General features: G+C 45.2%; 17 protein-coding genes and 3 riboswitches. Of the genes, 16 read left to right on the forward strand and 1 reads right to left on the reverse strand.

Annotated elements, in window-relative coordinates:
- The first annotated feature begins 18 nt into the window (after positions 1-18).
- The 13 genes from LG330_RS05640 (at position 19) to LG330_RS05700 (ending at position 15,318) form a co-directional block, all read left to right on the forward strand.
- Positions 19-471: an SRPBCC family protein gene (locus LG330_RS05640; protein ID WP_404408121.1), complete on the forward strand. Its 453-nt coding sequence runs from the start codon at positions 19-21 to the stop codon at positions 469-471.
- 93 nt (positions 472-564) lie between these two features.
- Positions 565-670, forward strand: a riboswitch (SAM riboswitch).
- 71 nt (positions 671-741) lie between these two features.
- Positions 742-2,115, forward strand: a complete 1,374-nt coding sequence (locus LG330_RS05645; RefSeq protein WP_404409514.1) for a Na+/H+ antiporter NhaC family protein — start codon at positions 742-744, stop codon at positions 2,113-2,115.
- Between the two features lie 324 nt (positions 2,116-2,439).
- On the forward strand, positions 2,440-4,227 hold the full coding sequence (locus LG330_RS05650; protein WP_404408123.1) for an L-lactate permease: 1,788 nt from the start codon (positions 2,440-2,442) through the stop codon (positions 4,225-4,227).
- Positions 4,228-4,233: 6 nt separating this feature from the next.
- Positions 4,234-4,953, forward strand: a complete 720-nt coding sequence (locus tag LG330_RS05655) for a (Fe-S)-binding protein (RefSeq protein ID WP_404408125.1) — start codon at positions 4,234-4,236, stop codon at positions 4,951-4,953.
- Positions 4,954-4,967: 14 nt separating this feature from the next.
- Positions 4,968-6,395: a LutB/LldF family L-lactate oxidation iron-sulfur protein gene (locus tag LG330_RS05660; RefSeq protein WP_404408127.1), complete on the forward strand. Its 1,428-nt coding sequence runs from the start codon at positions 4,968-4,970 to the stop codon at positions 6,393-6,395.
- Entirely contained in the window at positions 6,392-7,084 is a 693-nt protein-coding gene (locus LG330_RS05665; RefSeq protein ID WP_404408129.1) for a lactate utilization protein C, read from the forward strand. Before LG330_RS05660 ends, LG330_RS05665 begins: the two co-directional genes overlap by 4 nt.
- A gap of 78 nt (positions 7,085-7,162) precedes the next feature.
- Positions 7,163-7,876 (forward strand): FadR/GntR family transcriptional regulator, encoded by a 714-nt coding sequence (locus tag LG330_RS05670; protein WP_404408131.1) that lies wholly within the window; start codon positions 7,163-7,165, stop codon positions 7,874-7,876.
- A gap of 123 nt (positions 7,877-7,999) precedes the next feature.
- The gene (locus LG330_RS05675) at positions 8,000-8,575 is read left to right on the forward strand and encodes a YitT family protein (protein ID WP_404408133.1); all 576 of its coding nucleotides are present in this window, start codon (positions 8,000-8,002) and stop codon (positions 8,573-8,575) included.
- A 119-nt stretch (positions 8,576-8,694) separates the two neighbouring features.
- A riboswitch (cobalamin riboswitch) is annotated at positions 8,695-8,895 on the forward strand.
- 275 nt (positions 8,896-9,170) lie between these two features.
- Complete coding sequence (locus LG330_RS05680) at positions 9,171-11,441, forward strand: ribonucleoside-diphosphate reductase subunit alpha (protein ID WP_404408135.1); 2,271 nt, start codon at positions 9,171-9,173, stop codon at positions 11,439-11,441.
- 12 nt (positions 11,442-11,453) lie between these two features.
- Positions 11,454-12,494 carry a ribonucleotide-diphosphate reductase subunit beta gene (locus tag LG330_RS05685; RefSeq protein ID WP_404408136.1) on the forward strand — a complete coding sequence of 347 codons (1,041 nt, stop codon included), beginning with the start codon at positions 11,454-11,456 and terminating at the stop codon, positions 12,492-12,494.
- 11 nt (positions 12,495-12,505) lie between these two features.
- The gene (locus LG330_RS05690) at positions 12,506-12,937 is read left to right on the forward strand and encodes a flavodoxin domain-containing protein (RefSeq protein WP_404408138.1); all 432 of its coding nucleotides are present in this window, start codon (positions 12,506-12,508) and stop codon (positions 12,935-12,937) included.
- A 125-nt stretch (positions 12,938-13,062) separates the two neighbouring features.
- Positions 13,063-13,860, forward strand: a complete 798-nt coding sequence (locus tag LG330_RS05695; RefSeq protein WP_404408140.1) for an EcsC family protein — start codon at positions 13,063-13,065, stop codon at positions 13,858-13,860.
- Between the two features lie 375 nt (positions 13,861-14,235).
- Positions 14,236-15,318 (forward strand): C45 family autoproteolytic acyltransferase/hydolase, encoded by a 1,083-nt coding sequence (locus tag LG330_RS05700; protein WP_404408142.1) that lies wholly within the window; start codon positions 14,236-14,238, stop codon positions 15,316-15,318.
- A gap of 505 nt (positions 15,319-15,823) precedes the next feature.
- Here the strand turns inward: LG330_RS05700 and LG330_RS05705 are convergent.
- Positions 15,824-16,723, reverse strand: a complete 900-nt coding sequence (locus LG330_RS05705; RefSeq protein ID WP_404408143.1) for a phosphotransferase family protein — start codon at positions 16,721-16,723, stop codon at positions 15,824-15,826.
- A gap of 151 nt (positions 16,724-16,874) precedes the next feature.
- Between LG330_RS05705 and egtB the strand changes: the two genes are divergently transcribed.
- The 3 genes from egtB to lipA all read left to right on the forward strand — a co-directional run bounded on the left by egtB (position 16,875) and on the right by lipA (position 20,518).
- Complete coding sequence (egtB, locus tag LG330_RS05710; protein ID WP_404408145.1) at positions 16,875-18,146, forward strand: ergothioneine biosynthesis protein EgtB; 1,272 nt, start codon at positions 16,875-16,877, stop codon at positions 18,144-18,146.
- 431 nt (positions 18,147-18,577) lie between these two features.
- A riboswitch (TPP riboswitch) is annotated at positions 18,578-18,677 on the forward strand.
- A 69-nt stretch (positions 18,678-18,746) separates the two neighbouring features.
- Complete coding sequence (locus LG330_RS05715) at positions 18,747-19,580, forward strand: biotin/lipoate A/B protein ligase family protein (protein WP_404408147.1); 834 nt, start codon at positions 18,747-18,749, stop codon at positions 19,578-19,580.
- On the forward strand, positions 19,577-20,518 hold the full coding sequence (gene lipA / locus LG330_RS05720; protein WP_039807743.1) for a lipoyl synthase: 942 nt from the start codon (positions 19,577-19,579) through the stop codon (positions 20,516-20,518). The genes LG330_RS05715 and lipA overlap by 4 nt, the downstream gene beginning before the upstream one ends.
- The last annotated feature ends 3 nt before the right edge of the window (positions 20,519-20,521 follow it).

The raw sequence follows: 20,521 nt of genomic DNA on the forward strand, positions 1-20,521 counted from the left end.
CAGAAGGGAAGGATATATATGATTACATGGAATGAAGAAACAGTGATCAATGCTAATATTGAACATGTGTGGGAATTATTTAAAGACAGGAACATTAAAAGGATTATGCCAAAGGTCATTTCACATGAACTTGTGGAGGGTGAGGAAACAGCGGCTGGCGCAAAGCATCAGCAGACCTACGGTGAAGGAAAACGTGTTGAAACCTATATTGTACATACCCTTGCCTATGAAGAACATGAGGAAGAGAAATATAAGAAGGTTAACTTCGTATTGGGTAAAGCCTTTGACACGACATTTTCATTCAGACTGCTAAAAGAAAATGAGGAGCAGACAAGACTCATCTATGAAGGGGAAAACAAAGGAGCTAACTTTGTCGGGAAAGCGATGCTGAAGCTTGCCGGCAAAAAGCAGGATAATAAAGTTGTGCTCGAGTTCCTTGAGAGAGTAAAGAACGAAGCTGAAAGCGTCTGAAGTGTGATTGAATATTCTCAATTTAACTGATTCTGTTGACTTATCCGACTGAATCACTTATATTTCTACAATCATTAAAAACTTTATAACATCTTCTTATGATGAGAGGCGGAGGGACTGGCCCTTTGAAGCCTCGGCAGCAGACTCGCCATTTGAGTACTGTGCCAATTCCAGCAGGCGTCTGCCTGAGAGATAAGAAAAGCTGTTTGCTTATTCAAGCCTCTTCTTTTTCTTATTGGAGAGGTTTTTTTGTGCCCAAAAACCTCTCCAATGTGTACTTCAACCCGAAATGGGTACATTTTGCAAGACCAGGATACGAGACTATTTCAGGAGGCTATGAGAATGAATCAGGAGAATATTCAGAGCAATCCGCTCGCACTTATTCCGTTTGGCGTATTTATTTTACTTTTTATCGGATCAGGTATTATAACAGGAGACTTTTACTTCATGCCTGTATTGGTTGCGTTGTTTACAGCGATTTTAGTCGCCATGTTGATGAATAGAAAAACAGATTTTCAGACGAAAACAATGCAACTGGCTAAAGGCGGGGGACATCCGAACATTATTTTAATGGTGGTGATCTTCCTTTTAGCCGGTGCGTTCGCTTCAGTCGCAGAAGGTGCCGGTGCTGTTGATTCAACGGTTAACCTTGGACTTTCACTGCTGCCGCAAAATCTGCTGATTGTTGGTCTGTTCGTGATTGCATGCTTTATCTCTATTTCAATGGGGACATCTGTTGGAACAATTGTGGCACTGGCGCCAATTGGACTCGGACTGTCAGAGCAGACCGATATCGGCGTGGCGCTTGCGATGGGTGCAATTGTCAGTGGTGCAATGTTTGGTGATAACCTGTCAATCATTTCTGATACAACGATTGCAGCAGTCCGTACGCAGGGAACAAAAATGAAGGATAAATTTAAGGTCAACATTTTTATTGTTTTACCTGCAGCAATTATCACAGCGATCATTTTCGGTGTATTGACTAGTGGTAACAGCGCTTCTCTTGATGGGGATAACCCGTATAATTTAGTGCAGGTACTGCCTTATCTGGGCGTATTAATTTTTGCTGTTGCCGGGGCAAATGTGATTCTTGTTTTACTCGGCGGAATCATTTTTGCAGGAATTGTTGGACTGGCGCTCGGCGAGTACGGCTTTATGGACTTGATTGGACTGATTGGAGACGGCTTTACAAATATGCAGGAGCTTGCGATGATCGCAATTCTGCTTGGTGGACTTGTAGAGCTGATCAGAGTAAATGGCGGAATTGAATTCCTGCTTCAATCAGTAACAAAGCGCGTGAAATCAAAAAAAGGTGGAGAAGCAGGGATCGCCGGTCTCGTTGGAACAGTAAACCTTGCTACAGCTAACAACACCATTTCGATTATTACTGCAGGACCACTCGCAAAACAGATCGCAGATGAGTACGGAATTGATAAACGCAGATCAGCGAGTTTACTGGATATTTTCTCAAGTTCAGTGCAGGGCGTGATCCCATACGGCGCACAGCTTCTCGCCGTTGCAGGTGTCGCAGGGATTTCCCCGGCTGAAATTGTACCGTACTGTATTTACCCGATTCTGATTGCACTTGCCGGTGTAATAGCGATCGCGATTCAGTTTCCAAGATTTAAAGAGAAAAGTGCATAGTTATTGGTGTAGTGGAACACCCCGATTCAGTGGAGATGCTGCGTCGGGGTGTTTTTTGTGTGCGAAAGGAAGTTGGCGTAGGTCAAATGACACTATTTCCTGAAAGGCATTTGAAATTTTATGAACCGCATATGTTATCTCCTGAACAATGCATGTTATCTCCTGAACCAGTACCTGCACTACACACAACCCCCCCACCAAAAACCCCCTTGCAAAATCCACCCTCATGTAATAACATTGAAAGCACTTACATATAAGGTCATCTGATGACCTTATGACACTAATGCAGAACAAAGGGATTTTACGAAAAAGGGGATGGTTGTGATGGCGCTTGGGACGCTGGCACTGTTTGCTTTAGTGCCGATTTTAACAGTATTGGTTTTTCTCGTGGTGTTGAGGTGGCCTGCGAAGTATGCGATGCCGCTTGCGTTTGCTGTAACAGTAGCGATGGCTTTATTTGTCTGGGATGTACCGGGTAACCAGATTGCGGCTGCGAGTACAAAAGGGGTCGTAACAGCACTTGAAGTGTTGTTCATTGTATTCGGTGCCGTACTGATGCTGAATACGCTAAAGGAAAGTGGTGCAATTCAGACGATTAGACAGGGGTTTATTGATATTTCACCTGATAGGCGGATTCAGGCGATTATTATCTGCTGGCTTTTCGGTTCATTTATTGAAGGGGCATCAGGTTGGGGAACGCCTGCAGCTGTACTTGCGCCGCTATTAGTGGCAATTGGTTTTCCTGCGATGGGGGCAGTTATGGTAGCACTGATTATCCAGTCGACGCCGGTTTCTTACGGGGCTGTTGGTACACCGATTCTGATCGGGGTGTCATCAGGGCTGACAGGATCAGATGCTGTAAATGCCGAGGCTTCAGCGCTTGGCGTGAATTTTAATGAATACATACAGATGATCGGCGGTCAGGTGGCGATTTTTCATGGCATCGTCGGACTGCTGATTCCGCTTTTTATGGTCATGATGCTGACATTTTTCTTTGGAGAGAAGAAATCTCTGAAGGCTGGAGCGGAGGTATGGAAGTTTGCATTATTTGCAGGACTTGCTTTTACGATTCCTTATGCGCTTGTGGCAAATCTGCTTGGTCCTGAGTTTCCGTCATTATTTGGCGGGCTGATTGGTCTGGCGATTGTGGTGCCGGCTGCGAAAAGAGGATTTCTTTTACCGAAAACGCAGTGGGATTTTCCACCGGAGTCTCAGTGGGACCCTGAATGGACGGGTTCGCTTAAAGCAGACAGCTTAAAGCCTGCCAACGTTTCACCTTTTAAAGCATGGTTCCCGTATATTCTGATGGGGCTTCTGCTTGTGTTAACACGTTTTGGCACGCTGCCGTTTGGCAATTGGCTGAAGACACTTGAGCTGTCTGCATCCGAAGTATTCGGCACGCAGATCTCAATTGTGAGTACGCCATTATTTTTACCGGGATTTATTATGATATTGATGTCTATTATGGGGTATTTCCTTTACAGTATGAATAAGGAAACTTATGGAACAGCTGTAAAAAATACGACAGTAATGATTATCAGCGCTGCACCGGCACTACTTTTTGCGGTCCCGATGGTGCAGGTATTTATTAATTCAGATGTTAATGCAACAGGATATATGAGTATGCCCCTCGTGCTTGCTGAAGCGGTATCAGCCATGGTGGGTGAGAACTGGCCGCTTGTGGCACCTGCTATCGGGGCACTCGGTGCGTTCGTTGCGGGAAGTAATACGATCAGTAACATGATGTTTTCCATGTTCCAGTTCGGCACAGCTGAAAATGTCGGCCTGACCCCGGGCATCATTGTAGCGCTTCAGGCAGTCGGCGGTGCAGCAGGAAATATGATCTGCGTGCACAACGTAGTAGCAGCATCTGCGACAGCAGGACTGATCGGAAAAGAGGGTGCACTGATAAGAAAAACGCTGATTCCGACTGCTTACTATGTCATCTTTGCAGGCGCAATCGGGTATATCGCATTAAATGGACTTGGCTTTAACATCGGAACAATGATCGCAGCGCTCGTTGTATTGACTGTCATTTCGATCATTGTAAAAGGACTGCGTGAAAAGGATACGTCACAAGTTGAAGTCAGACAGCAAAAATTTGGAGGTTGATTGGATATGAAAGTTTCACTTTTTATCACATGTTTAGCGGATGTGTTTTATCCGGGGGTTGGGAAAGACACAGTTGAGGTACTTGAGCGGCTCGGGTGCGAGGTGGATTTTCCTGAAAAGCAGACGTGCTGCGGACAGCCGGCATTTAACAGTGGCTACCACAAGGATACAAAGAAAGTCGCAAAGCATACAATCGAAACTTTCTCCCATTCAGATTACGTCGTGCTGCCATCCGGTTCATGTGCGTCCATGATTCATGAATATCATGAGCTATTAAAGGATGAGCCCGAATGGCAGACACGCGCTAAAGCTTTATCGGAAAAAACATACGAATTCACGCAATTTCTCGTTCACGTGTTAAAGGTTGAAAAGGTGGATGCCAAGCTTGATGCGAATGCGACGTACCATACGTCATGCCATATGACACGCCTGTTAAAAGAAAAGGAAGCACCGTTACGTCTGCTTGAAAATGTGGAAGGACTCAATCTTGAGACCCTGCCAAACAGAGAGGCGTGCTGCGGATTTGGCGGAACTTTTTCAGTGAAAATGGCGCAGATTTCCGAGCAGATGGTGGATGAAAAAGTACGTCACATCGAGGATACGAAAGCAGAAGTATTAATCGGCGCTGACTGCGGATGCCTGATGAATATCGGCGGACGCATTGAACGGAAAGGCAAGCCTGTCAAAGTGATGCATATCGCACAGGTACTAAACAGCAGAGCGTAAAGGAGCTGAATGAAATGGGCGTAAAAATAGGAGACCCGGATTTTAAAAAGCGGGTGGATAAAGGCTTAAAGGACACATTTATGCGTGATGCAGTTTCTTCAGCACAGGAACGTCTGAAGAATGCAAAAGGGAAAGCCGAAGAAGAGCTTGGCCACTGGGAAGAATGGCGTAATCTTTCTGAAGAAATCAGAGCACATACGCTTGAAAATATTGATTATTATCTGCATCAGCTGAGTGAAAACGTCAGTAAAAACGGCGGGTCTGTCTTCTTTGCCAAAACTGCAGAAGAAGCCAACCACTATATTACTGAAGTAGCTAAAAAGAAAAATGCAAAAAAAGTGATCAAATCAAAGTCAATGGTGACTGAGGAAATCAGTATGAACGAAGCGCTTGAGAAGGCAGGCTGTGAAGTGATTGAGTCAGATCTAGGCGAATATATTCTGCAAATTGATGATCATGATCCTCCGTCACACATCGTTGCGCCTGCACTTCATAAAAATAAAGAACAGATCCGTGATACATTTCGCGATAAACTCGGTTATACGAACACATCCAATCCCCAGGAGCTGACGCTGTTTGCACGTGAGCAGCTGAGAAAAGAGTTTCTTGAAGCGGATATTGGCGTCACCGGCTGTAACTTTGCAGTTGCAGAATCAGGCAGTATTTCACTTGTCACGAATGAAGGAAATGCGCGTCTTGCAACAGCACTTCCTAAAACGCAGATCACAGTGATGGGAATGGAGCGCGTTGTGCCGACATGGGAAGAGCTTGATATTTTAGTCAGCATGCTGTGCCGCAGTGCAGTTGGTCAGAAGCTGACAAGCTATGTGACCGGACTGACAGGTGCAAAAGGGGAAGGCGACCTTGATGGACCGGAAGAGTTCCACTTAGTAATCGTTGATAACGGCCGTTCAAAAATACTCGGTACTGAATTTCAGGCGGCGCTTCACTGTATCCGCTGCGCAGCGTGTATTAATGTGTGCCCTGTGTATCGGCACGTCGGCGGCCATTCTTACGGCTCCATTTACCCGGGACCGATCGGCGCAGTGCTGACACCACTTTTAGAAGGATATGAGGATCATCAGGAGCTCCCATATGCCTCAACCTTATGTGCAGCCTGTACAGATGCCTGTCCGGTGAAAATTCCGCTGCATGAAATGCTTGTTATGCACAGACGTAATATTGCTGAAGAAAAGCGTACAACGTTATCTGAAACGCTTGCGATGAAAGGATTCGGTATGGTTGCAAGTTCACCGTCACTTTTTAATATGAGTACAAGAACGGCACCGTTTATGCTGTCTCCATTTACAAAAGAAGGTTCGATTAAGAAGGGGCCGGGACCGATGAAGCCATGGACAGATGTCAGGGATTTCCCTGAAACAAGTAAAGAGCGGTTCCGTGACTGGTTCAAATCACGTGACGGGAAAGGAGACGCACAATGATACAAAACCGTGAAAGTTTTTTATCACACGTGGCAGAACAGCTTGGACGCAAGCCGCGTACGGAAGGTGTAGTAAGACCTGACTATAAGCATAAGCCGCATTTGGAAGTCATGAAGGATTATTCAAAGGATCAGCTTGTCGAAGTGTTAAAAACACAGTGTCTGGCAATTCACACTGATTTTAAGGAGACAAAAAAAGCAGATCTGTCTGAGGTGATCGACCAGGTGCTTGAAGAATATGATGCCAAGTCAGTTATAACGTGGGATGACCCACGTTTTGAAGCGTTTGGTCTGAAGGACTTTCAATCGAGAGAATCAGTCGATGTGTGGCGTGCTGAAAACGGCAGTGATTCAGTAGCGCTTGCTGAAAAAGCAGATGTCGGCATCACATTTTCAGATTATACGCTCGCTGAATCAGGTACGGTTGTGCTGCTGAGTGAAAGCGGTAAAGGCAGATCTGTCAGTCTCTTGCCGACTTATTACATTGCCATTATTCCCAAAAGCACGCTTGTACCGCGTATGACGCAGGCAACGACTGCAATTCATCAGATGGCTGAACGTGGCGAGCGCGTGCCGTCATGCGTGAATTTTATCAGTGGCCCGAGTAACAGTGCTGATATTGAAATGAGTCTTGTAGTAGGTGTTCATGGACCGATCCGTGCGTGTTATATTCTTGTTGATGATGAATAAAGAGCAGGACCGGCTGAGACAGAAATCAGCCGGTCCTGTGCTATAATAAAGACATTAGAATCAAACGGGGTGCAGGTCATGGCGTTTAAGCAGGTACAGACAAAAAAGATATCAGAAGTGATCCGCGAACAGCTGGAAGAGATGATCCGCAAGGGGGATTTCAAACCGGGGGAGCGGCTTGATTCTGTTGAAAAGCTGGCAAAGGAATTCAACGTCAGCCGATCGGCCGTCCGTGAAGCGCTCAGTGCACTGCGCGCAGTCGGGCTTATTACGATCCGGCAGGGTGAAGGCACGTTTATTAATAAGTTTGACTTCTCTGAGCTGATTGCGCCGGTTGCAGATACATTTATTTCAAAGCAGGAAATGCTTGAACTATTTGAGGTGCGGAAAATTCTGGAGGCAGGTGCCGCAAAGCTTGCAGCTGAGAACCGAACGGATGGGCAGTTAGCTGAAATGAAAAGTGCACTCGTTGAAATGGATGCAGCAGAAGGCAATCAGGATCTCGGTGAAAAAGCAGATGTTAAATTTCACCTGGCAATTGCCGGGAGTTCAGGTAACAACCTGCTGAAGGATATGATGCACCAGATGGCTGAGACGCTGGGGAAGACGATGTATGAAAGCAGACGGATCGCATTGTTTGCTGATCAGGAGCAGTTTCACAGGCTGCAAGTTGAGCACCAGGCGATTTTTGAAGCTGTGAGCAGCCGGGATGGTGAAGAGGCTGAGCGTGCTATGCTAGAGCATTTGAGAAATGTGGAGCAGACACTGATTGATTTTCACGGGAATCAATAGCTAAGCTGCAGCGGCATAGTCCGCTGTGGCTTTTGCTATGTTATGCAGTCTCTTTTAAGCGTTGTAATAGTTTAAGCACTCTTTCATAGCATAATAAATAAAGCGTGCTATGAGAGGGGTAAAATGCTTTTTAAAAAGAGCATCGCAATTATGGTTGGAAGTTTCATGCTGGCGGTCGGAATAAACGGTTTTTTAGTGCCGCATCATCTGCTTGACGGTGGTATGATTGGACTTGCATTAATTGCACATTACTATTTTGATATACAGGCGGGCCTGGCAATGATTTTGTTAAGTGTGCCATTATTTATTTATGCCTGGTTTTTCAAAAGAGCGTATTTTTATAACAGTCTTCACGGATTATTCGTTTCATCTCTGCTGATTGACTGGCTGTCACCGCTTAGAACATTGTTACAAATGCCTATTCTTCCGAGTGTCATTGCAGGTGGATTGTTAATCGGGTGTGGCATTGGACTTATGCTGAGATTTGATACGAGTACGGGTGGTACGGACCTGCTGGCTCATATCATTTCTAAAGCGTCTTCGATTAACGCAGGAATCGTTATATTTATGATTGACGGAATGGTTGTTATTATTGGATATCAGGCGATTGGACTGCACACATTTTTATATTCCTGTGGTGTCATCACCATTGTCGGTGCTGCAACCGCAATAACTGTGTACCGTAAACAGAACGAATAACTTGCCGGTTTTTGATAAAATGTCATGAAATGAACTCTTCCTTGCCAAATGATTATTTTTCAGGTAAGATGTCATTATTCAATATATAGTATTAATATGTTTTTTATGTAACTACATATAGTGTTGCCGAAAGATAAGATGCGAATGTTCGCTTAAAAGGGAATCCGGTGCGAATCCGGAACTGCCCCCGCAACTGTATGTGCTGACGAAATGGACAGTCCACTGTATAAGAGAGCTTTCTAAAAGGGTGCTTATATGGGAAGGGTTCAGAGTAGAGTGACGCACGAGTCAGGAGACCTGTCTTATTTTTTGTTTTCATTTCTTCGGGGTGTGAGGAAAGAAACGATGGCTTTATCAGACAGGTTCCATGTGTGGACTATGCTCTTATAATGCAAATCGTTTTATCTAACCGCCTATTCCGATAGGCGGTTTTTTCTTGTTCTTTTAACCTACAAACAAACAGAGAAGGTTATTGGAGCATAATCCTGCTGCAGGCACAGAGGGCGAAGACTCCCGCCCGGGGACAGGAAAGCCTAGCCCTCTGTGTTGGCATCGGCGCCAGAAAATACATTTAATAAAATCGGAGGTTCTCAAAATGACCACACAAAAACCAATCAATCTTCATCAGACGCTGCAAACGATCAAAGACACAGCAGTCAAATACAAGCTCGATGCAACTGAACTGATGGACCAGCTCACACAAAGAGAAGACACTGCACGCGACTTTGCCATGCACTATGCGCTGAACCGGGTCGCAATGGACGCACCGGACTGGACGTACCTTGCAGCGGGACTCTACCTGGACGAACTGTATGACCAGGCAGCAGCTAACCGGAATTATGATTCCACGCAAAAATACGGCAGCTTCTATCAGCTGATCGAAACACTGATACATAAAGACATTTACACAGAAGAACTCAATACTTATTCAAAGGCTGACATTGAAGAGCTTGGATGGGAAATCACACCTGAGCGGGATCACCTTTTCAACTATATCGGTCTGTTCCTGCTGGCTGACCGTTATCTGGCCCGTGACCATGAACGTAACCTTTACGAGCTGCCACAGGAGCGATTTATGATCATTGCGATGCTGCTGATGAAAAATGAAGCCCTTGAAAAGAGACTGTCACTCGTAAAAGAAGCGTACTGGGCGATGAGTAATCTATTCATGACGGTTGCAACACCGACTTTATCAAATGCCGGAAAAAAGACGGGGCAGCTTGCATCCTGCTTTATTGATACGGTGGAGGATTCGCTGGATGGCATTTACACAAATAACTGGGATATTGCACGGCTCAGTAAGGACGGTGGCGGAATCGGCGTTTATTACGGAAAGGTAAGGGCGCTTGGCTCTGATATTAAAAAGTTTAAAGGGAATTCTTCAGGCGTTATTCCGTGGATCCGTTTATTAAATAACACAGCTGTCAGTGTGGATCAGCTTGGTCAGAGACAGGGCGCTGTTGCAGTGTATCTGGATGTATTTCATAAAGATATGATGAACGGCTTTCTTGATCTGAAAACGAATAATGGGGATGAAAGAAGAAAAGCGCACGATATTTTCACAGGTGTATCGATTCCGGATTTATTTATGCACAAGCTGCAGGAAACGAATGAGTCGGGCCGCAGTGTCGGAGAGTGGCACACGTTCTGCCCGCATGAAGTGAAAACTATTATGGGTTGGAAAGACGAGCAGGGGAATCCTCTTGGTCTGGAGGATTTTTATGATGAGGCTGACCGCAAGTATTTTACTGAGAAATACGAAGAGGCAGTAAACCATCCGCTTTTACCGAGAAAGTCTTACCGGGCAATGGATATGATGGCGCGCATCATGGTGTCACAGCTTGAAACCGGGACGCCGTATATGTTTTACCGTGATGAAGTGAACCGTCAGAACCCAAATAAAATCACAGAAGGCCGGACGTCGATTTATTGCAGTAACCTGTGTACAGAAATTGCACAGAACATGTCAGCGACGACAATTACAAAAGAATATGAGGATGAAGACGGAAATATTGTGATTGTACGCAAGCCTGGTGACTTTGTCGTCTGCAATCTCTCATCTATTAACCTTTCACGCGCTGTCAAAGAGGATGTGCTGAAGAGGCTCATTCCAATCCAGGTCAGAATGCTGGATAACGTCATTGATCTAAACAATATTACGGTTGGTCAGGCGCAGCGGACCAATAGGAAATACCGTGCGATCGGGCTTGGTACATTCGGCTGGCACCATCTGCTCGCACTTGAAAGCATCCAGTGGGAGTCTGAAGAAGCAGTCGACTATGCGGATAAACTCTATGAAACAATTGCATTTGAAACGATCAAAGCATCGAATGCACTTGCTGAGGAAAAAGGTTCTTACAGTCAGTTTGACGGATCAGAATGGCAGACAGGCCGCTATTTTGAAAGAAAAGGATATCAGTCAGAAGAGTGGCAGTCGCTTCAAAAGGATGTGCAGGAAAAAGGGATTCGCAACGGCTGGCTGATGGCAGTTGCACCGAATTCATCCACGGCAAAAATCGGCGGGTCAACCGACGGGATTGATCCGATCTATGCGGTTGAGTACGCAGAAGAGAAGAAAAATTTCAAGTTTAAAGTTACAGTGCCTGATCTGGATCACAAAACCTACAGCTATTACAGAAAGAGCCGTCATGAGCTTGATCAGCTGTGGAGTATCAGACAGAATGCTGCGCGTCAGAAGCATGTGGATCAGGGCATCAGCTTTAACTTTTACGTGAAGCATACGATCAAAGCAAAAGAGCTATTGAATATGCATATGGAAGCCTGGAAAAACGGGCTGAAAACAACATATTACGTCAGAAGTACATCACAGGCTGAGATTGAAGAATGTGAAGCGTGCCACAGCTAAGGAGGAAGAAAGATGACACAGACACTGAAGAAAATGAAGCTGTTAAATCCAGAGCATCCGAATAAATCAACGGGCATTATTAATGGTGAGAACTCAGGGCTTTTAAACTGGAATGATATTGCGCACCCGCAGATGTATGATCTGTATCAGACACTGCTATCAAACTTCTGGAAAGCGCAGGAGATTAATATGCAGGATGATATTAAGCAGTGGGATCAGCTGAGTGAAATAGAAAAAGATATATTCCTGCGAATCAATACACAGCTTGCGTCACTCGACAGCCTGCAGACGCCGACGATGAATCAGGTGATGGATTATGTGACAGACTCAAGCTTTAAAGCCATTTTTGCTGTCATTTCGCAGCAGGAAGCCGTACACAATGAATCGTATTCTTATATTCTGAGTTCACTTGTCCCTTTGAGCGAGCAGAATGGACGCTTTAATGAGGCGAAGTCAGATCCGATTGTGAGAAAGCGTAATGAATATATTTTAGAAGCATATGAGCAGTTCAGAGAGGAGCCGACGCCACAGCATCTCTTCAGGCTTGCAGTGAACTCTATTAATCTTGAAGGTATTTATTTTTACGCAGGGTTCGCATTCTTTTATCATCTCGCACGTAATCAGAAAATGCTGAAGACGAGCACGATGATCAGTTATATTCAGCGTGATGAGATGCAGCATGCATATTTCATGTCACAGTTTATCAGAATTCTATTAGCTGAAAACCCTGAGCTGAATACGGCTGAAAATATTGATTATATCTATCAGTCGATCGGAAGAGCAGTTGAGCTTGAAAAGGAATGGTCGCGTGATATTTTGGCTGAGATTGACGGTATTGACCTTGCTGAGTTTGAGCAGTACGTGGAGTACCTGGCGAATAAACGTTTAAGGCAGCTAGGGCTTGAGAATTCATTTGAAGAAATCAAAAATCCGATGCCATGGATTCAGGTCTTCAGTGATGAAATGATGAATGAAACGAAGTCGGATTTCTTTGAGCAGAAGTCCAGAACGTATACAAAGGTGTCGTCATCAAACGGATTTGATGAGCTGTGAAGGCGCTGGTGGTGTATGCGAGCAGGACTGGGAATACTGAGCAGCTGGCATGCCTGATTAAAAAGGAAATTGAAAAGGTTGTTCCGGAAACTGATTTTATGAGAGTGGAAGACTTTCATACAGACCGGTTGCCTGATTATCCGATATGTGTGATTGTTACTTATTCATGGGGGAATGGAAATCTTCCGAGGGAAATGAACAGTCTGTATGAAGCGATTGAGCAGCAGCCAACTTCGTCTCTTATAACAGGCGTTGCGGGAACCGGTGATCAGTGTTATCCCTATTTCTGCGGAGCGGTTGACCGGTTCCGGGATATGCTGTATGTGCATACAGCGCTTGCTGTTACATTGAAGGTAGAGCTTGCACCACAGCAGTCAGATGCTGAGAAGTGCCGTATTTTTAGTGAGAAATTAGTTGGCAGAGCAGGAGTTTTAGTCCAATAAACCAGGCGTATGAAATCTACCTTGATTTCATACGCCTATTTTCATAGTAGTAGAGAACGGGTAAAGCATGATGAAACCGGAAAGGATGTTACTACGTATAGACAATAAAGGATGGTGCATAATCAGTGGAATCGAGAGCTTATCTGGAAAGTGAATTAAATCGGATTGAAAAGTGGGAAAAGGATCAGGGCGGCGGATGGTTTTGGGATAAGCTGATGCGACTGCCTTTTAAAGTGTTAGACAAGCTGACGCCAAAGTTTATTCAGAAAAAAATCGGCGTGCTGCTGGATGAGATCGGCAGCTTTATTCAGACTGGCGGCCGTTATCTTGCAAGTGAAAAAAGAGTCTACCGATTTTTTGAAAAGACGACTGGCCATCGCATTCAATCAAAAGATGACTTTCAATATGTTCCGCTCGAAGATATGAAAAAGGCATCACAGAAGGTAGCGAACCGGATGAAAAATACAGCAACCGCGCAGGGTGCAAGCACAGGTGTTGGCGGTATCTTCACACTGGCAATTGATATTCCGGCAATCCTGACGCTGTCGCTTACGACACTTCAGGAAATTGCACTGATACACGGCTATGATCCGAATGATAAAAAAGAACGCATCTTTATTATCAAATGCCTTCAGTTTTCAACATCTGACGTTGTCGGGAAAGAAGCGATTTTAAAAGAACTCTCAAACTATCACCAGGGTGCAAAATCAGATGATGTCATCTCGCAGATTCAGGGATGGCGTGAGGTCACACTTACATTTACAGAACAGTTCGGCTTGAAAAAATTGCTTCAGATCGTGCCGATTGCAGGTATTCTGATCGGCGCACTCATTAACAGAACAATGATTGATGAGCTTGCAGAAACCGGTACGATGCTTTATCAGAAGCGTAAGATTATGGAGCGGATGGAGGAAGCGGCATAGGGTGCCCAGTCCCGAGTATAGCGCACCTCGCTGGCTAAGTGATGACGTTCGATCCATGTAATACAGCACTCAATTGATGAAATACGACGTTCGATCCAGAGAATACAGCACTAAACCCGGGTGTATAGCTACTTCAATCAGAAAAACACACACCTCGCCTGCGGGTTTGTCATCACTGCACCACCCCTCTTGATGCTTTTTAAGAAACAGTGTTTTTGTTTCTCAAAGGCATAAAGAGTGTGGGTGCAGTTTTTATTTGTCTTTTTACTTTATATGCTGCGGCAGTCCCCCGTAATAAATCAGCCTATCTACCTTTTGCATTCCATCCAAAACTCTTTTACACTAAACGCATAACCAGATACTGGAGGCAAAATGATGAAATCTGTGCACAGTGATATTCTGCAGTTTAGAGGAACGCATTACGATTTTGGCGTTTTTCAGGGTGAGATGCTAAAGGACTCACTCACCGTTAAAAATAGAGAAAAGCAGTGGAAGGTAAGGATTCCACGTTTTACAGTGAAGGAAGCGGAAGTAAAGGATGCCATTACGAAAGTGGCACCAGGTATATGGGATGAGCTGATCGGACTTCGTGATTCACTAGAGTGGCCGATGGAGCGCGTCATGATGGAGTTTGGCGGGTACCGGACAGATTATAAACGCTCGGGCTGCTCAATTTTAACAGGTGATAATTATCTGATCAGAAATTATGATTATATGCCAAAAACCTATGAAGGACGCTACAGCTTTTTTCAGCCTGCTGATACAGGGTATGCGATCGCAGGGCCAACCCAGCGGATCACGGGAAGAATGGATGGCATGAATGAGCACGGGCTTACGATGGGCTACAATTTTATGCATCGTAAAAAGCCTGGTGACGGGTTTATCTGCTGTATGATTGGCCGTCTGATTTTAGAGGCGTGCGCCAATGTAGATGAGGCAGTTGCGATGTTAAAAGAGATTCCGCACCGCCATTCGTTCAGCTACACAGTCCATGACCGGAGCAGCCGGACATATGTGATTGAGACTTCCCCTCGCGGCGTTGCAGTGCGTGAGTCAAATGTATGCACGAATCATTTTGAAATCATGAAGGAAGAAAACAGAAACCATCTTGTTGATTCAATGAAACGGATGGATGCGATGAACAATCATCGCGATCAGCTGAAAACAGCGTATGATGCATTCCGTCTAATGAATGATTCTGATAAGGGTGTGTTTTCGGATCTGTACAGTCAGTGGGCGGGAACGATTCATACAGCCGGTTACCTGCCTAATGAAATGAAAACATGGTTCGCACTCGGTGGTGACCGGGAGCCTGTTGAATTTGATTTTGCGAAATGGCTGGATGGGGAAGATGTCCTGTTTGAAAAGATTACTGGAAAAGTAGATACAGATATTCCATTTGTGCACATGGACGAAGGAGCTTACTGGAGCGCAGGGAAGAAGAGAGTTGTGAAATAAAGTGAAGAGGCTGGGACAAAACAATCTATTTTGTTAAGTTAAACAATATGTGGATTAAAATCTAAGTGCAGCGGAGCGTAAGGCGGCGACTCCGGGACGATTAGTGGGAAGCTGAGACCCCGCAGACGCGTAGCGTTGAGGAGGCTCAGCAACCACCGTCCGGAAAGCGTCCGCCTGAAGCGCAGCGAAACGAGAAAAAGGATGAGACGATCTTTTTTTGTCCCACCCTCTTTCTGGTTATTGAACCGGTCTTGGCAGCGTAGAGCTGGTGAGTCAAATAATCAGAGCGATGAGCCAATTAAGTTGAGAGCAGATCCGAATATGGAGTGAGGTGAGTCAATTACCCAGACCTCATAAGTATTATGTTCAATTATCCGGAGGGCTGATCCAATTAATCACCGTTATGATACATAAAACATCAGCTTTGAGCCAATTAAAGAGCGGAGTCCTGCCAGGCTATCCACCGCACATGATCCAGCCAAGGTTCAGCCCCGGCCGGCCGCATTCAACTAAGCGACTTCTCAAGACCTGCCAGCCCCCACCTCAGCACGTCCTTATCCTCCGTGTTTTTTGCATAACGCACCAGCACCGTCATAATAAAGACAGCTTTAAAACGCGCAAGCTCCTGTGTACGCTCATCAACTTCACCATATGCATTAAAGAATAACGTACGAACCTCAGGCGTCATACAGGCATACCCGACAGACAGATCGACAGCCGGATGACCGATATGTGCATCTCCCCAGTCGATAATCCCAGACAGACGCCCATTACGTACGATCATATTTTTCGGATGAAGATCTCCGTGCAGCGGCGTGTTGCCGGACACATTTTCCCATTCCTCCAGCTGTTCAATGTAATGAATGAGTTTTTTGTATAAAAGCTCTGGTATAACCGGTGCAGATTGTGATGCAATATCATGAAAATGATGTTTACGGAGTTTAGTAGACAGGCGTTGCAGGTGATCGGGATCTGCATCTATCTCTCCAACAGGGAGCGTATGAAGTTTTTTCAGGAAATTCCCGAGTTCTTCAGCATGCTGGTGTAAAAGATCCGTGTCAGTTTCCTCGGTTAACACGCTTCCCTTCACATTTGTAAAGCCGACGTAAGGATAATCATCACCTTCAGCCTCCTGATAAAAGACTGGCTTTGGATATTCAAACCCTCCATCGAAAGAAATTCTGTCCAGACTCTTCAGCATTCTACTTTCAAACTGCATCGCTTCATAGCCGAGCTGTCTGCGTGGAAAACGGAAGACGAACTCCCCATTTACTTCATAGACCGTATGATCAAAGCCTGATCCGCAAGCTTTGACTCCAACAGGTTTTAAAGAAGGAAAATCACACTCAATTTTCTCCTTCGCTTTTTCCAATGATACCGGGTGCGTTGCTTCCCATGGATTCATATCAATCACTCATTTCTTTCGCTATGTTTACCATCATACAATGACTACTAAAAAATCAGAAGTGGGTCACAAATATTTCTAAATTAAAGTGTACGTCAATCTGCTGAAGGGAATAACAATCTTTAACATACATATGTAAGGGGAGAAGATGATGAGTGTAACAAAATCTAAAAATATTCAGCAGATGTTTCAGGATATTCGTGCATACAGTGAAAAACTGGTGGCTGGGATGGAGATTGAGGATTTTATTCTGCAGGCAGACACATTTGTCAGCCCGACAAAATGGCACCTGGCTCATACGACCTGGTTTTTTGAAAAGTTTATTTTAACTGAGTTTGTGGAGGAATATGAGCCTTTTAATGAACAGTTCTTCTATCTGTTCAACTCGTATTATGAAACGGTGGGGGCGTTTCATCCACAGTCGAAGCGCGGACTGATTTCACGTCCGACTGTGCAAGAGACGCACAGCTACCGCAGGCATGTGAACGAACAGATCAACCAATTGATCGAGACAACCGAAATGACAGATCACTTATGTGAACTGATTGAAATGGGACTCCAGCATGAACAGCAGCATCAGGAGCTGATTCTGATGGATATTAAATATAACCTTTCATTTAATCCGCTCTATCCTGCGTTGTTTGAGCAGAAGGCTTCACAGGGTGGCAAAGCTCCTGAGCTGACATTTACACCATTTGAAAAAGGAATGACTAAAATCGGTACAGATGCTGAGGAGTTTGCTTTTGATAATGAAACGCCTTGTCATGATGCATATCTGAACGGCTGTCAGGTGGCAAATCGCCCGGTGACAAACCGCGAATATCTTGCGTTTATTGAAGACGGAGGATACGAGCGGGCTGAGCTGTGGCTGTCAGATGGCTGGCAGCAGGTAAAGAAAGAAAAGTGGCACGCACCACTTTACTGGCTGAAAAAAGATGATGATTGGTCACACTTTACACTCAGCGGTCTGCAGCCGGTAGACTGGGAATCGCCTGTTACGCACGTCAGCTATTATGAAGCAGATGCTTATGCGCGCTGGGCAGGGAAGCGGCTGCCGACAGAGCAGGAATGGGAGCACGCAATGAAGGGTGAAGAAATACAGGGGAACTTTATGGACAATGACCGCTATCAGCCGGATGATTCATACAGCGGCGGTCGGTTTGAAAAAGCATTTGGTGACGTATGGGAGTGGACGCAGAGTCCCTATACGCCTTACCCGCGCAGTAAACCGCTTGATGGGGCACTTGGTGAGTATAATGCGAAGTTCATGTCGAATCAGATTGTGTTAAAAGGCGGTTCATGTGTAACGCCGCTATCTCATATCAGGCTGACTTACCGCAATTTCTTCTATCCGCATATGAGATGGCAGTTCAGCGGGATCAGACTGGCAGATGACCCGGTGGAAAATATCAAACCATTTTAACTTATGAACCGGCTCACTGCACGCCAGGCGGAAGCTTTCCGCGGCCGGGCGGTGAGCCCCTTTCATGCTTCGCATTCCAGGGTCTCACCTGTCCCTTTCCGCCGCTGGAGTCCCCGCCTTCTGCTCCGTTCGCCTCAAATTTCTATCTGTCATTATTTTTGTTTAATTTATTTCATTACTTTACATATTCTGCGATTAGTCTTTCATCCCGCCTCCCACATCTTTTGATGCAATTGACACCCTGTTATTGTGTTAGTACAGAAAATTTATATAACAGATGAATTCTGATTTATCGCTGTTAAAAAAGGGTTGAACACGATTACACAGGAATTTAAAAGTTGCTGTATCAGTTTGAAACAGATTCTGTAACACAAATTTATTTTTGCGTTATGGAAATGACTGTGATACTCTTTAACTGACAATTTCATTAATTTATTTACTGGGGGAGCCGAGTGGCTGAGACAGTCTTTTGCTGAACCCTTTGTACCTGATCTGGATGATGCCAGCGGAGGGAAGTATGCTTACATAGTTACGCGTACAAGCCACTTCCTTTAAAAGGCAGTGGTGTTTTTTTATGTAATTGCTGAAGGGAGGCAGACGATGAGAGAAACGTGGTATTTTCTTGATTCCGGATACGGCACGCCAGCATTTAATATGGCGATGGATGAGGTGCTGATGAATTGGCACAGTGAAGGAAAGATTCCACCGGTGCTGAGATTCTACGGGTGGAAGCCTGCCGGTATTTCAGTCGGCTTTTTTCAAAAGGTCGGTGGCAGTATAGACCTTGAAAACGCAGAAAAATACGGTGTTGAGCTTGTGCGCAGGCAGACCGGTGGCAGAGCTGTTCTTCATGATGATGAGCTGACTTACAGTGTGCTTGTATCTGAAGAGCATCCGGCCATGCCGAAATCGATAAAAGAGGCTTATCTTGTGCTGTCTAAGGGCATTCTTGAGGGCTACCGTGCGCTCGGGATTCCGGCTGATTTTTCAATTCCTGAAGAAAAACAGAAGCAGGCAGGATCAGCCGTCTGCTTTGAAGAGCCATCATGGTATGAGCTGATGGTAGATGGGAAGAAGGCAGCAGGCAGTGCACAGACGCGTAAAAAAGGTGTCATTCTACAGCACGGCTCCATCCCGATTTCAATGGATATAGAGAAGCTGTTTGACTTGTTTATTTATCCAAGTGAAAAAGTAAAAGAACGTGCACGGCGTGCATTTACCAGCCGGGCTGTTGCGATTAATGATGTACTTGAGAAACCTGTCACATTTAAAGAAGTGAATGATGCATTTAGAGAAGGGTTCATAAAAGGGCTTGATATTGACCTGGAACCTTTTACACCGCCAGAAGAGATGTTAAGAGAAGCAGCAGAGCTTGAGGAGAAGTATAAGAGTGAAGAATGGATTTATAAGCGGGAAGGGAGACAGAAAGTATGACGAATGCAAAAGAACATGTACGTAAACCCGAATGGTTAAAGGTAAAGCTGAATACGAATGATTCATATAAAAAGCTGAAGAAAATGATGCGTGAAAAGAAGCTGAACACAGTGTGTGAAGAGGCAAAGTGCCCGAATATTCACGAGTGCTGGAGTGAGCGTAAAACTGCAACATTTATGATCCTTGGTGATACGTGTACACGCGCATGCCGCTTTTGTGCAGTTAAAACCGGACTGCCGAATGAGCTTGACTGGGGTGAGCCGGAACGTGTGGCTGAGTCTACTGAAATGATGGGCTTAAAGCATGTCGTTGTCACAGCAGTTGCCCGTGATGATTTGAATGACGGTGGCGCTGCTGTATTTGCAGAAACAGTGCGTGCAATACACCGCCGTCTGCCTAGCTGTACAGTTGAAGTGTTACCTTCTGATATGAAAGGTGATTATGAAAGCCTTCATACACTGATGGATGCTGAGCCGGATATTTTCAACCACAATATTGAAACGGTCCGCCGTCTGACGAAAAGAGTACGTGCGCGCGCTATGTATGACCGTTCACTTGAACTGCTTGCACGTGTAAAAGAAATTGCACCGAATATCCCGACAAAATCAAGCATCATGGTAGGCCTTGGTGAGACGAAGGAAGAGCTGATTGAAGCGATGGATGACTTGCGTGCACACAATGTAGATATCCTGACACTTGGTCAGTATCTGCAGCCGACGAAAAAGCATCTGGATGTTGTACGTTACTACCACCCGGATGAATTTGCTGAGCTGAAGGAAATTGCCCTTTCAAAAGGCTTCAAGCATTGTGAAGCCGGCCCGATGGTGCGTTCTTCATACCATGCAGATGAGCAGGTAAGTGAAACATCTGCACAGCGCCGGATTAAGTATTTAAAGGGCGTTGAAGCAGACGGCAGAACAGTTGATAATCTGCAGTAATAA

The organism is Jeotgalibacillus malaysiensis, assembly GCF_044789845.1.
Lineage (GTDB): Bacteria > Bacillota > Bacilli > Bacillales > Jeotgalibacillaceae > Jeotgalibacillus > Jeotgalibacillus malaysiensis_A.